Origin of the sequence: Cryobacterium sp. TMT2-10, assembly GCF_004403075.1 — a bacterium.
Lineage (GTDB): Bacteria > Actinomycetota > Actinomycetes > Actinomycetales > Microbacteriaceae > Cryobacterium > Cryobacterium shii.
This window is the reverse complement of the sequence record NZ_SOGW01000126.1, coordinates 1-13,394: the sequence shown is the minus strand read 5'-3', so window position 1 is coordinate 13,394 and position 13,394 is coordinate 1. Positions and strand designations below refer to the sequence as shown.

The following is a 13,394-nucleotide window of genomic DNA, read 5'->3' as shown; positions in this document are numbered from 1 at the left end:
CGTCGGACCAGCGGCGGGGTCAAGACTAGAACCACGTTCACTCCCCCGGCCGGCCGGCGTCCGGCCCGGACCGAGTGCGGAGCCCGTCCCAACCGGCCCGATCCGCGCGGAAAACAGCGAATTTGCCTTTTTGTTCAGGGGTTTTTCTGTCATCTCCGCTGGAAGGGAACGGCCGTTCCGGCGCAAACCGAACGACCGCCCGGATTGTCACTCGACAAATGTCGAACGTCGGGACGGCAAACGTCGCCTGATGTCCGTTCCACGCCCCGTCGGGCATCTAGCATTGACCCACATGAACAGCGCGGAGATCGAAGACCTGGTGGAGGCCCTCGCGGCCGCGCTCGACCGCGCCCTCTCGCTGGAAGACCTCGACGGCGGCCTGCTGGCCTACAGCCGGGACCAGCCGCTCGCCGACAGTGTGCGCGTCAACTTCCTGCTCAGCAAGAAGGTCCCGGCGGACGTCAGCGCCTGGCAGCTGCACCACGGCATCGCGACCGCGGTGCGCCCGGTCGTGGTCCCGGCCAACGTCTCATTGGGCATGCTGGGGCGGGTCTGCGTGCCCCTGATGGTGCGCGGGTTCCGCGTCGGCTACCTGTGGGCGATGCAGGGCTCGCACGACGAGTCCCCGGCCGAGATCCTCGGGGCGTTGCCTGCCGTGCGCGGCCAGCTCGACCGGCTGGCCGAGACGCTGCTGGACACGAAGACCGCCGAATCCGAGCACCGCCGGCAGCGCGAGGCGCTGTTCCTGGCGGCCTGCGACGCCGACACGGCCGCCATCGAGGAGCTCGCCGGCTGGCCGCAGGTGCATGCCGCCGGGCCCTGGCACCTCGCCACCCTGTTGCCGCGACCCGACGAGCCGGCGACAGCACGGGACGGCACGGCGGTCGACCCCGCCGCCGCGGTCCTGCTGCAGCGCATCTCGGCCCTCCAGGCCACCGTGGGCATCGACGCGGCCCGGTTCAGCGCCGGCACCGAGACGCATACCGTGGTGCTGCTGCGGGATTCCCCGGGAAGGGTGGTGCACACCGAGATCCTGCACCGGTACCGGGCCGAACTGGCCCGGCGCGGCGGCCGGGCCCAGCGCCCCGACCTGCTGGGGTTCAGCGAAGCGTTCCACGACCTCCGACGCTTTCCGGATGCCTACGTCCAGTCCCGCAAGGCGGTGCAGGCCGCCGCCGTTGACGCCCGACTGGGCACGATCGCCGACTTCCGGCAGATCGGCGTGTACCAGTTCCTCGCGGCCAGCAGCCGCAACCTCTCCCCGGTGGAATCGGTCTACTTCGCGGAGCTGCGGGACTTCGACGCCAACCATGAGCTCCTGCCGATGCTTGAGCTGCTCTACGACACCGACGGTTCCGTGCAGGATGTCGCGGCAACGCTGCACCTGCACCGCAGCAGCATCTACAACCGGCTTGCGAAGATCCGCACCCTGATCGGGGTCGACCCGCTGGGCGGCCAGGTGCGGCTCGAACTGCACCTGGCCATGAAGGCCGCCCGCTGGTCGCGCCGGCCCCGGATCTAGCCGACGAGCGCCGCCTTCTCGGCGCGGGCCTCCGCCCGCCACTCCTCGATCCGGGCCTGCTGCAGCGGAGCCTTGCGGTTCACGTACCAGGCGCCGCCGAGCCCGAGGAACCAGAGCGGGGCCACGACCAGGGCGAGGCGCGTGTCATCCGCCTGACCGAGCGCCCAGAGCATGAAGGCGAAGAACGCCAGCACGACCCAGGGCATGAACCGGGCGCCGGGCATCCGGTACGTCGAGGCGGCGTGCAACTGGGGACGGCGGCGGAGGAAGGCGAGGTAGCTGACCATGATGATGGACCAGACGAACATGGTCAGCACCGAGGCCACCGAGGTGACGAGAGTGAAGGCGCCCATGAACGAATCACCGGTGTAGAGCAGCACCAGCCCGGCGAGCAGGAAGATGCACGAGAACAGCAGCGCGTTCCGGGGAACCTGGCGGCTGCTCAGCGTGCCGAACGCCTTCGGGGCGTTGCCGTCCTGCGCGAGGCCGTAGACCATCCGGGAGGTCGAGTAGATGCCCGAGTTGGCGCTGGAGGCGGCAGAGGTGAGCACGACCAGGTTGACGACGATGGCCGCGACTCCCAGCCCGGCCAGGGCGAACATCCCGATGAAGGGACTGCTGCCGGGGTCGATCGTGCGCCACGGGTTGACCGCCATGATGATGACCAGGGCGCCCACGTAGAACAGCAGCAGGCGCACGGGGATGGTATTGATGGCCCGGGGCAGGTTCTGCTCCGGGTCCTTCGTCTCCGCCGCCGCCGTGCCCACGAGCTCGATGCCGGCGAACGCGAAGATGGCGATCTGGAAGCCGAGCACGAAGCCGGCCACGCCGTGCGGGAACATGCCGCCGTCGTTCCAGATGTTGTCGAGGCCGGCGACCGCGCCGGAGGGCGAGGTGAAGTGGGTCGCGATCATGACCACCCCGGTGCCGATCAGGGCCAGGATGGCGAGCACCTTGACCAGGGCGAACCAGAACTCGGCCTCGCCGAAGGCCTTGACGCTCGGGAGGTTGAGCAGGATCAGCACGACCGGTGTGAGCAGCGCCGGGATCCACAGCGGAGTGCCCGGCGCGAGCACGTCGACGTACCCGGAGATGGCCACGATGTCGGCGACGCCGGTGACGACCCAGAACGCCCAGTACGACCAGCCGGTGAAGAAGCTCGCCCACGGCCCGAGCAGGTCGCCGGCGAAGTCGCTGAAGGACTTGTAGTCGAGGTTGGACAACAGGATCTCGCCCATCGCCCGCATCACGAAGAACAGCATGAAACCGATGGTCATGTAGACGAAGATCACGGATGGCCCGGCGAGGGAGATCGTCTTGCCCGCCCCCATGAACAGGCCCGTGCCGATCGTGCCGCCGATGGCGAGCATCTGGATGTGCCGCCGGCTCAGGGAGCGGGCGAGGTGGGGAACGCCGTGGGAGTCAGGGGCTTCGTTGTCGGTACGTGTGGTTGCGCCTGGCGCGGCGGTGCGTTCGGTCATGTGGAGCAACACTAGGGCCTTTCGGGGCACCTCCGGTGCACTTCGTGTGCCGGACGAGTCCCTACGAGAGGATGTCCTTGGTGGCGAATCGGCTGTAGGCGAGCGCCCCGAACACGGCGATGTACCCGGCCTGGAGCAGCGCGTTGTCGCCGAACGATGACAGGTCCATCGGCTGCCGCAACAGGTCGGCGAAGCCCAGCCAGTAGTGACTGAAAAGCCACGGATGCAGCCACGCCAGCTGCGGCAGCACGTCCAAGATCTGGGCGAGAACCGACACCACGACGGTGGCGGCCATGGCGCCCACGGGCACGTCGGTCAGGGTCGAGATGAACAGCCCGATCGCGGCGAACCCGAGCAGCGACACGGTCACGTACAGGGCGATCAGCGCCGAGCGCAGCAGCGAATCGGCCACACCGATGGTGTCTCCCGACAGGAGGGTCACGGGGCCCACGGGGAACAGGGCGGCACCGATGAGCGTGCCGGCCACCGCCAGGGTCAGGGTCGCGACCAGGCAGAACATCGCGACACCGGCGTATTTAACGAGCAGCAGCCGCACCCGGCCGGCCGGGGCGACGAGCAGGTACCGCAGGGTGCCCAACCCGGCTTCGCCCGCGATGGTGTCCCCGGCGACGACCCCGATGGTCAGCGGCAGGAACAGCGGGATCGCCACGATCATGGCGGTGAACGCGACGAACAGGCCGTTCTGGGTGACCCGGTCCAGGAACGGCGGCCCCTCCCCCGGCGCCAGCGTCTCCGACGACAGCCGGACTGCCACGGCGAGCAGGATCGGGATGAGGGCGATGGCGACCAGCATGGCCCAGGTTCGGCGGCGCCGGAACAGCACCGTCAGCTCGGAGCCGAGCAGGTCCCAGCCGGCGGAACGCGGCGCACTACTGGACGACATCGAAACCCTCCCCGGTCAGTGCGACGAATCGTTCTTCCAGGCTCGGTTCCTCGATCGAGAAGGCACGGATGCGCACCCCCGCGGCCACGAGGGCCGAGACCAGGGATTCCGGCTCGTTGATCAGGTTCTCCACCGTGTCACGCTCGAGCGGGGCCATAACCCAGGGGTCCTCGTCCGGCACGTCCGTGCGCCGGGGTACGAGTCCGAGGCGCGACAGCACGCCCTGCGCCGCCGCGGCATCCGGGGTGCGCAGCCGCACCAGGGTCTCGCCGACGTGGCGGAGGTCGGCCAGCGTGCCCTGGGCGACGAGGGTGCCGGCGCTCATCACGGCGGCGTGGGTGCACATCTGCTCGACCTCCGCCAGCAGGTGGCTGGACACGAACACCGTGGTGCCCTCGGCCGCGAGCGACCGCACGAGACTGCGCACCTCACGGGTGCCCTGCGGGTCGAGTCCGTTGGTCGGCTCGTCGAGCATGAGCAGCTCCCGCGGCTGCAGCAGGGCGTTGGCGATGCCGAGGCGCTGCTTCATGCCCAGCGAATAGGCGTGCACCTTTTTGCCCGCCGCGTGGGTCAGCCCCACCCGGTGCAGGGCCTCGTCCACCCGGACTCGCCGGGTGCGCGAGGGGGCGTGGCGGTCCGCGGTGTCGAACCGGCGCAGGTTGGCCGCCCCGGACAGGAACGGGTAGAACGCGGGGCCCTCGACGAGCGCGCCCACCCGGGGCAGCACCTCGTGCAGCCGGGACGGCATGTCCTGGCCCAGCACGCTGATCTGCCCGCTGGTGGCCTGGGTCAGGCCCAGCAGCATCCGGATGCTGGTGGTCTTCCCTGACCCATTGGGACCGAGGAATCCGAAGACGGACCCCCGCGGCACCGCCAGGTCGATGGCGTTGACGGCGATCTGCTCGCCGAAGCGCTTGGTGAGGCCCCGGCTCTCGATGGCAAGGTCGAGGGCCGGGGTGACGGGCGTCACTGTGCGCTGGTCACTGTGCGCTGTTCACTGGGCGCTGTTCACTGGGCGCTTGCGGCGGCCTGGAGCTGGTCCACGGGGACCGATCCGGCGAAGAACCGGCCGTCGTCGGCCAGGAACACGTTGACCAGCGAGGTGGACAACAGCCGCCCGCCGTCAACCTTGGTGGCGACTTCGGACATCAGCGGGTTGTCGCCGAGTTCGGGGGGAACGGATGCCGCGGGAATCTCGACGATGGCGTCCCAGCCGGTGCCGGTCACGACGGGCAGTCCCTCGGTCGGGACCTCGGGCCTGGCCGTGTCGGGCGCGGCAACATCGGGCGCGGCGTGGTTGGCGGGCGTCTGCGGCAGCGCCAGTTCCTTGACGGTGGCGCCAGCCGGCGGGGTGAAGTCGAACAGGTCCGCGGAGGGAGCGCCGTAGTCCACGCTGCTGAAACCGACCTGGAAGGCCGGGTCCTTCTGGCCGGCGGCCCGCACGCTGACCTGAAGCGGCATTCCGGTCTCGGAGTCGACCGAGATCGAGACGGACTCCACCAGGGTGTCCGTGGCCTTGGGCGTGAGTACGAGTTCGTAGACGGTGCGACCGGCGACCCGGCCGTCGGTTCCGACCGTGACCACGGTGCTCGGGTCGATCTCACTCAAAAAGCGGTCCGCCAGCTGCGACGGCGTCGACACGTCGGCCGGGGCCTCTGCGTCGAGGGCGGCCATTTTGTCTTTCATGCTCGCTGCGGCGCCGGCGGGAATGGCCAGGTGAGCGGCGGTGTCGGTCTCGGAGTCGTAGAGCCAGGCGTCGCTGCCGTTGCTGACGATATTGCGCTCCGCCATGCGGTCCTGGATCTGGACGCGAACCTTGGCGGGCCCGTCAGTGCTTCCGTCAGTAACGCTTCCGTCAGCGGCGCTTCCGTCCACGTAGACCCGGGCCGTGTGCGAGCCGCTGAGCAGCTCCAGCACGGAGGAGAGGGCGCCGCTCGCCGCGTCTCCGGAACCGGACGCGCCCTGCTTTCCCGCCTGTCCGGACATCTCGGCCCCGAGGTCGATCGCGGGCAGACTGAGGTTCGCCGTCTTCTCCACGGTTCCGGAGAACGCCGTAACGGTGCTGTCGCTGACCATCAGGAGCACCTGCTGGGCCGTCTTGTCGGGCAGGTCTACGGCGGCGCCGGCCTGGAGCGGCACAGCGATCACGCCCACGGCGATCACGGCCGGAACGACGACGGCGGGAAGCCACTTGATGGATTTGTGCGACATGATCAACGACCTGTTCCGAGACGAATCATGCCTCGATGCTACGCCGCTGCGCTACCGATCCGGCCGGTTCCGCGCTGAGAGGTTGCCCACAAAGCGCGGCGAGCACGTCGAATTCGTCGGGCTAGGAGAGCCCGGCGCCGCCCTCTGCGAGGAACGAGAGTCGGCGCAGCGTCTCCACGTTTCGCACCCCGATGACCGAGTCGCGCAGGAACAGGGGCACAAACCGGCCGGGGCCGGCGGTGGCATCCTCGGTGAGGCGCACGACGCATCCGTCGCCTCGGGCCTTCACGTCCAGAGCCACGTGGGCCTCGCCGATCGGCCAGCCCCGGGCCTTGAAGAGCGCGTGCCGGGGCGGGTCCCACTCCAGAGCAGATGTGGTGTCGTCAATCAGGGCGGGCCAGACTCCGACGGAGTGATGGATGGCGCTTCCCTCTTTGGGCCACGTGGCGTCGACGTCCCGCATGCGGGAGGCTCCGACGACCCAGCTCGGGTACAGCCATCCGTCTGCCAGAACGGCGAAGACGTTCTCGGGCGGGCAGCTCATGGTGCGGTAGTTCACGGCCACGGTGTCACCTTTTTCGGTTGGATGGGGAGAGATCGGGGGCGGTGCGCACCCCGAGGTCATGTCGCAGGGCGCTCAGGGCCGCGTGCCAGCCGGCCAGGCCGTGCACGCCGGGGCCAGGCGGCGTGGACGACGAGCAGAGGTACACGCCGTTCAGGGGCGTGCGCCACGGGTCCGGGGAGAGGACCGGGCGGCGCACGAGTTGGGTCAGACTCACCTCGCCGGCCGAGATATCACCGCCGATGTAGTTGGGATTGTGCTGTTCCATCTGCGTGGCGGTGCGGCCGGCGCTGGCCAGGATGGTGTCCCGGAAACCCGGGGCGTATCGCTCGATCTGGCGCACGGTCGCTTCGGTTTGGTCGATGGTGGAGCCGCGCGGAACATGGGTGTACGCCCACAGGGTGTGCCGACCGGCCGGTGCGCGGCTGGGGTCGATGACGCTGGGCTGGGACACGAGCACATACGGATCCTCGGCGTGCCGACCGCGGGCGACGGTGTTCTCGGCTCGCCGGATCTGCGCCCGAGTGCCGCCCACGTGTACGGTGGCCGCCGCCCGCAATCCGGCCGCCTGCCAGGGCACCGGATCCGACAGGGCGAAGTCGACCTTGGCGACGCCGTTGCCGTACCGGAAGGCGCGCAGCCGTCGCGCGTAAGCGTCCGGCAGCTCGCCCTCGGCGAGCCGCAGTAGCGCCCGAGGTGTGAGGTCGAGCATCACCAAGCGGGCTGGCGGCAGGTCGCTCAGCCGACGCACCTCGGTGGACGTGACGATCTCGCCACCGTGAGCGAGCAGGTCGTCGACCAGCGCGGTCACGATCGCCCCACTGCCGCCGACCGGGATCGGCCAGCCGCCGGCGTGCGCATACGTGGCGAGAGTGAGGCCGGCACCGGCGGTGGCGATACTGGGCAGTGCCCTCATCGTGTGTGCACTGACGCCGGTCAGGAGGGCGGGCGCGGTTTCGCCCGAGAAGCGCAGGTCCCAGAGCGGGCTGCCCTGCTCGAGGGAGCGCACGCCGAAGCGCAGTGCGGTGGCCGGATGCTTCGGCAGACGCAGAAGCTGCCCCCCGGTGAACTCCGCCACCTGCCCGGAATGCGCTACGAGAGGCGCGAAGAGCCGGTTCCAGGCCGCGCCGTCCCGGCCCAGCTCGGCGACGGTACGGGACAGGCTGCGGTAGGCGAGGCCGGCGCTGCCGCCCGGCAGAGGATGCCCGTAGGAGACCTCCGGGACGGCCAGTTCGATCCGGTCCGCGAGCCCGAACCGCTGAAAGAACTCCGAAGCCAGCGCAAGCGGGTGCACGGCCGAACAGACGTCATGGTGGAAGCCCGGCAGGGTCAGCTCCGCGGTGGCGGCGCCCCCACCGACGCTGTCGGACTTCTCGTAGACGCGCACCGAGAGTCCGGCCCGGGCAAGGGTAACCGCGGCGGCGAGGCCGTTGGGACCGGAGCCGACCACGATCGCGTCGACCTCCGGCATTCCCCGCTGCACGGTCCCCATGTCACTCTCCACTCGTCATGGCCACAGTCTCCCCCATTACGGCGAGAATCGCGTGTACGGCCTTCCAGAGCTCTGGCGTGCGCTTCTCCAGATGTTGTTCGGGGTGTTCGTGACACGCAAAAGAAGGTGTTCACACGGACGGCTCTGGCGGCTCAGCAGAACAGGATCAGCGCCTCGCCCTGCCCGCCGCCACCGCAGAGCGCGGCAACGCTGCGTCCTCCGCCGCGGCGCCGCAGCGCGAGTGCGGTGTGCAGCGCGAGGCGCGCGCCTGATGCGCCGACGGGGTGGCCGAGAGCGATCGCCCCGCCCTCCGTGTTGATCGCCTCCGGGGACACCCCGAGGTCGTCGGCCGATTGAAGCACAACGGAGGCGAACGCCTCGTTGATCTCGATGACGTCGAGGTCACCGACGGCCAGGGATTGGCGCCGAAGGGCCTGGGCGATGGCTCGGGAGGGCTGGGAATGCAGCGAGCCGTCCGGCCCCGCCACCTGACCGGCGGCGCCGATCTCGGCGAGCCAGGGAATCCCCGCGGCCAGGGCCCACGCCTTGCTCGCGACCACGACCATCGCGGCGCCGTCGGTGAGCTGCGACGAACTGCCCGCTGTGACGTTGCCGCCCTCCGCGAACGCGGGCCGCAGGCGTGCGAGCGTCTCGATCGTCGTGTCGCGGCGGATCCCATCATCCGCCGCGACGAGGACAGGGCCACCACGACGCTGCGGGACCGAGAGGGGAACTATCTCCTCGGCGAGGATCTCCGCGTCCTGCGCCGCGGCAGCGCGCGAGTGCGAAAGCGCCGCGAAAGCATCCTGGCGCTCCCTCGGGATCCCCCGCGTCACGTTGCCCCGGTCCGTCGCCGTCCCCATGAGCAACCGATCGAACGGGTCGACCAGGCCGTCGTGATTGAGGGAGTCGACGAGGGCGCGGTCGCCGAGCGGAGCCGCCCGGCGGGAGCCGAGAAGCAGGTGCGGCGCGTTGCTCATGGATTCCTGGCCACCGGCGACGACGACCTGGGCCTCACCGGTGCGGATGAGTCTGGCCGCGTCGATGATCGCGGTTAGGCCCGACAGACACAGCTTGTTGACTGTCACGGTCGGGACGTCCCAGCCGAGGCCCGCCCCGATACTCGCCTGGCGTGCGGGCCCCTGGCCCGCCCCGGCCTGGATCACCTGGCCCACGATGACGGCGTCGATCGCCGCAGCGGGGACGCCCGTTCGATCGAGCGCGGCCCGGATGGCATGTGCGCCGAGCTCGGCGGATTGAAGGGAAGCGAAGGCGCCATTGAAACGCGCGAACGGGGTTCGGGCGCCTCCGATCAGGACGGGCGTGGTTGCGGGGTCGCTCATGGTTGTTCCTTTGCGAAGAAGGGGTGAGAAGGTGGCGGGAGACGCTGGCTAGGCGAAGGCGGAAAACCCGGTGATGTCGCGACCGATGATGAGAGCCTGGACCGTCTCGGTGCCTTCGTAGGTGTGCAGTGCCTCGATGTCGGAGAAGTGCCGCGCTACGTGCTCCAGTGCTCGATCGGCACGCCCCGCGCAGAGTCACGAGGAATTGTGCAAGCCTGCTATGAAATGGCGTGCCATGTCAAGACACTCCGTCCCAAACGGACGCGCCGACGTGAGCAATGGTCCAGTGACCGGCTTGACACGGGGCACAAAGACTCCGAAACTTAGTGCTCGGAGTTGACACTCCGTGTCACACAGCGCCCAGTTCAACCCCATGACACACAACAAAGGAGTTGCAGCCATGTCCTCGACCGCATCACGTCCCACGACAATGTCCGTCGCCACGATCGTCTCGGAGTCCGCACGCCGCCAGGGCGGCAAGACGGCGCTGATCGTCGGCGACGAGACGGTGAGCTACGCCCAACTGTGGGATCAGGTTCGCGCCTATGCGGGAGGACTCCGGGATCACGGTGTCGGCAGGGGCGACCGGGTCGCCATCCTGATTCCTAACGTCGCCGACTTCCCCCGCGCCTATTACGCCATTCTCGCCCTCGGGGCGACGGTCATCCCGATCCACGCGCTCCTCGGCGCCGACGAGATCGAATATGTGCTGAGGGACAGTGGTACTCACACCGTCGTCGTCCATGCCGGGCTCCTCGCTGCGGGCTCTCGCGGCGCGGTCCAGGCGGGTGTCCACGTGCTGTCCGTCGGAGAGGCTCAGGGCAACGGGACGCAGACGCGGCTCGAAGACCTCGCGGCGAAGGCGACGCCCATCGACGACATCACCCCGACCGACCCCGGTGACACCGCGACGATCCTCTACACGAGCGGGACGACCGGCACCCCCAAGGGAGCGGAGGGCAGCCACTTCTCGCTGATCGAACAGGTCAACGCTCTTCTGATCTCAACCTTCGATTTGCGATCCAGCGACACCATTCTCGGCACCCTCCCCCTCTTCCACACTTTCGGGCAGACCTGCGTCCTGAATGCGGGTCTGAGAATCGGCGCAACCATCGTCCTCGTCCCGAAATTCGACGGAGACACGGCACTCACCCTCCTCAATCAGCACGAGGTCGACGTCTTCTTCGGCGTCCCGACCATGTACATCGCCCTTCTCGACGCGGCGACTCGCAACCACGAGCGCCCACGACGGCTGCGCTATGCGGTCTCAGGGGGTGCCTCTATCCCGCTGGCCGTCATGGAGCGCTTCAACGACGTCTACGGCGTCGAGATCCACGAAGGATACGGACTCACCGAGACGTCCCCCGTCGCGACCTTCAACCACGTTGGCGTCGCGCCGCGGCCCGGCTCGATCGGAACGCCGATCTGGGGCGTCGACGTCGAGATCGCCCGCGCGGATGTGGAAGACACGATCGAGCTGCTTCCGCGCGGCGAATTCGGGGAACTCGTCATCCGCGGCCACAACCTCATGAAGGGATACCTCAACCGTCCGGAGGCGACGGAAGCGGCAATCGTCGACGGTTGGTTCCGGACCGGCGATCTCGGGGTCAAGGACCAGGACGACTACATCCGGATCCTCGATCGAAAGAAGGACCTGATCATCCGCAACGGATACAACGTCTACCCGCGGGAGGTCGAAGAGATGCTGTCCCGGCACCATGAGGTCGCGGCAGTCGCCGTCTTCGGAGTCCCCGACGAGGTTCGCGGCCAAGAGATCGCGGCGGTCGTCGTCCGCGTCCACGGTGGCACCGTGACCCCCGAAGGAATCATCGAGTACGCCAAGGAACGAATCGCGCCCTTCAAGTTCCCGAGGTTCGTCGAGTTCGTCGACGCGTTCCCCCTGAACTCCAGCGGCAAGGTCCTGAAGGGAGAACTCGTCGCGCGGTACGCGGACAGGCTCCGCCTGGACGCGTGATAGCTTCAACGTCATGGTCGATGACCCGATGAGACGACAGAGGCCGTCCGATGCGACCACAGTCGCGATCGCCCTTCTCTCGACGAGGGGATACGAGGCGACGACCGTCGAAGAGCTCGCCGACGCCGCCCAGATCAGCCGGAGCACGTTCTTCCGCCGTTTCGGTTCGAAGGAAGACGTGGTCTTCGCCGATCACGACTACCTGCTCGAGCGCCTCTCCGCCTATCTGGACGCCGCCTCGGGCGACCCACTCGAGGCGCTGAGGCATGGTGCACGAATCGTCCTGGACCATCACCTCTCCCGCCGGGAGGCGTCGCTCACCAGACATGAGCTCCTGCAGCGCAATCCCACTCTACGTGACCGGGAGCTTGTGAGTTCCCATCGGTATGAGCGGGCTTTCGCGAGCTACCTCCGCGAGGTCGTCCCGGGCGCATCCGAACGCGGCTGGGCGATCACGGCGCTCGCGGCGGGAATCGTTTCCGTGCACAACGACATGCTGCGGGCGTGGCTCAAACGCGCCGAGATCCCCGCGACCGAAATACTCGACACGCAGCTGCGCAGCCTGTGCGGCCTGTTCAGCCCTGTGCTCTTCCCGGATCCGAATGAGCGCGCCGCGTCGTCGCGTGTCGTTGTCGCTGTCTTCGATCGCGACATCGGCCCGGGCCGGGTCCTCGCCAGAATCCAGTCGGCGATCGACGGAGCGGTTGCGTTCTGACGGGCTGTTTGCGGGCCTCGGTCCAGGCCGCCCCATCCGCGGAAACATGCGCGATCAGGGCGGATCGTTCCTAGCCGAGGGCATCGAAGAACGTGCCCAGAGTCGCCTTGTCCGTTAGGGGCGGGCGTATCGAGCCTTCGATCGGGAGGGGAAGGCGGAACACGTGGCGCGGACTCGCGGTTATACCCTGCAACTGACGAACAAAATACCCCAGGGGGTATGTTATTCTCGATTCCGTCGAGCAAGATCAAACGAAAAGGAAATTGCCATGTGCTACCAGATCACGTGTTCAAACTGCAAAAAGGCGACGTGGGACGGCTGCGGCCAGCACATCGAGGACGCGCTCTACGGAGTTGCGCAGTCCGATCGCTGCACGTGCGCAGATGGCTCCTGACGGACCTGATTCATCAGGCCGTTCCACAACCCTGTCCCGGGCGGCCATCGTGCGCGTCCGGATCCGGGCGGCCTACGAGTGGTCGGCGCTGCTCGGCGACACGTCTTCGTGTGCCCTTGCGAAGGACGGCCGCTCGCACCCCGCAGCAAAATTCGCTGAGGGAAAGGCGGCAGCTCTGGGCGAACTGTTGCGACGGGTTGCCGACGACACCGATCCCGGCGGGATCGTTGCCTCAGCCACTGCCGTGAAAATCCGCTGGTCAAACCAGCCGATACCCGTCACCCGACCGGACCGTGACTGGGAAGCCTACCGCGCGGGCGGAATCCAGGCCCTGACGGAGCTCAGTTCTCAGAAGGAGCTTACCGAACATCAGGGAACAGCCTCATGACCAGCGAGGAACGGCCGGTCATCGGCGAACTGGTCGATGGAATCGACATTCCCGTCGTCAACGAACGCGCAGCTCGGGCATCCGCCGGTCTGCTTTTTCTCGGCGGCATCGTTGCCCTGCGAAAGAGCATCGGGAACTGGGATCACACCATGAATCCTCACTCGAACAGAGGTCAGAACATGCGTCGTTTCGCGAAGCCAGGCTCGTGTTCGGTCTCGGCTTGGCCGTCGTGCTGGGGTGCACGTTCAACGCTCCCAACACGGAGAGGACAGTCGCGCAGATCCGAGTGGTTCCCATTCTCAACGATCTGAGCTGCCGCGGAGATTTCGGACAGCGGAATTAGTGTTTTCTTCTACGCTGCCAGGGCTGGCTGTTGATAACCATAGTGGACTTCGTTGGGTCTGCGG

At 68.1% G+C, this 13,394-nt stretch carries 12 protein-coding genes; 4 read left to right on the top strand and 8 right to left on the bottom strand.

Annotated features, from left to right (window positions below; all coding sequences use genetic code 11):
• Positions 1 to 292: 292 nt before the first annotated feature.
• Positions 293 to 1,522 (top strand): CdaR family transcriptional regulator, encoded by a 1,230-nt coding sequence (locus E3T37_RS15655; protein WP_134368203.1) that lies wholly within the window; start codon positions 293 to 295, stop codon positions 1,520 to 1,522.
• Here E3T37_RS15655 and E3T37_RS15650 read toward each other — a convergent pair.
• From E3T37_RS15650 to E3T37_RS15620, 7 genes are all read right to left on the bottom strand, one after another.
• On the bottom strand, positions 1,519 to 3,003 hold the full coding sequence (locus E3T37_RS15650; protein WP_134368202.1) for an amino acid permease: 1,485 nt from the start codon (positions 3,001 to 3,003) through the stop codon (positions 1,519 to 1,521). The two genes, E3T37_RS15655 and E3T37_RS15650, sit on opposite strands and share 4 nt — an antisense overlap.
• A 61-nt stretch (positions 3,004 to 3,064) precedes the next feature.
• On the bottom strand, positions 3,065 to 3,907 hold the full coding sequence (locus E3T37_RS15645) for an ABC transporter permease (protein ID WP_134368201.1): 843 nt from the start codon (positions 3,905 to 3,907) through the stop codon (positions 3,065 to 3,067).
• Entirely contained in the window at positions 3,894 to 4,877 is a 984-nt protein-coding gene (locus tag E3T37_RS15640; RefSeq protein WP_134368200.1) for an ATP-binding cassette domain-containing protein, read from the bottom strand. The genes E3T37_RS15645 and E3T37_RS15640 overlap by 14 nt, the downstream gene beginning before the upstream one ends.
• Positions 4,878 to 4,915: 38 nt before the next feature.
• Positions 4,916 to 6,118, bottom strand: coding sequence for a DUF2092 domain-containing protein (locus E3T37_RS15635; RefSeq protein ID WP_134368199.1), 1,203 nt, complete (start codon positions 6,116 to 6,118; stop codon positions 4,916 to 4,918).
• A 121-nt stretch (positions 6,119 to 6,239) separates the two neighbouring features.
• Entirely contained in the window at positions 6,240 to 6,683 is a 444-nt protein-coding gene (locus E3T37_RS15630; RefSeq protein ID WP_134368198.1) for an SRPBCC family protein, read from the bottom strand.
• Positions 6,684 to 6,687: 4 nt separating this feature from the next.
• Complete coding sequence (locus tag E3T37_RS15625; protein WP_134368230.1) at positions 6,688 to 8,151, bottom strand: NAD(P)/FAD-dependent oxidoreductase; 1,464 nt, start codon at positions 8,149 to 8,151, stop codon at positions 6,688 to 6,690.
• Positions 8,152 to 8,324: 173 nt separating this feature from the next.
• Positions 8,325 to 9,515 carry an acetyl-CoA C-acyltransferase gene (locus tag E3T37_RS15620; protein ID WP_134368197.1) on the bottom strand — a complete coding sequence of 397 codons (1,191 nt, stop codon included), beginning with the start codon at positions 9,513 to 9,515 and terminating at the stop codon, positions 8,325 to 8,327.
• A 400-nt stretch (positions 9,516 to 9,915) separates the two neighbouring features.
• On the opposite strand from E3T37_RS15620, the gene E3T37_RS15615 reads away from it, so the two are divergent.
• The 3 genes from E3T37_RS15615 to E3T37_RS15605 all read left to right on the top strand — a co-directional run bounded on the left by E3T37_RS15615 (position 9,916) and on the right by E3T37_RS15605 (position 12,987).
• Positions 9,916 to 11,490, top strand: a complete 1,575-nt coding sequence (locus tag E3T37_RS15615; protein WP_134368196.1) for a long-chain fatty acid--CoA ligase — start codon at positions 9,916 to 9,918, stop codon at positions 11,488 to 11,490.
• 28 nt (positions 11,491 to 11,518) lie between these two features.
• Positions 11,519 to 12,205 (top strand): TetR/AcrR family transcriptional regulator, encoded by a 687-nt coding sequence (locus E3T37_RS15610; RefSeq protein WP_160141139.1) that lies wholly within the window; start codon positions 11,519 to 11,521, stop codon positions 12,203 to 12,205.
• A gap of 443 nt (positions 12,206 to 12,648) precedes the next feature.
• On the top strand, positions 12,649 to 12,987 hold the full coding sequence (locus E3T37_RS15605) for a hypothetical protein (RefSeq protein WP_134368194.1): 339 nt from the start codon (positions 12,649 to 12,651) through the stop codon (positions 12,985 to 12,987).
• Here the strand turns inward: E3T37_RS15605 and E3T37_RS16955 are convergent.
• The gene (locus E3T37_RS16955) at positions 12,969 to 13,133 is read right to left on the bottom strand and encodes a hypothetical protein (protein ID WP_160141138.1); all 165 of its coding nucleotides are present in this window, start codon (positions 13,131 to 13,133) and stop codon (positions 12,969 to 12,971) included. The genes E3T37_RS15605 and E3T37_RS16955 overlap by 19 nt on opposite strands.
• Positions 13,134 to 13,394: the final 261 nt, after the last annotated feature.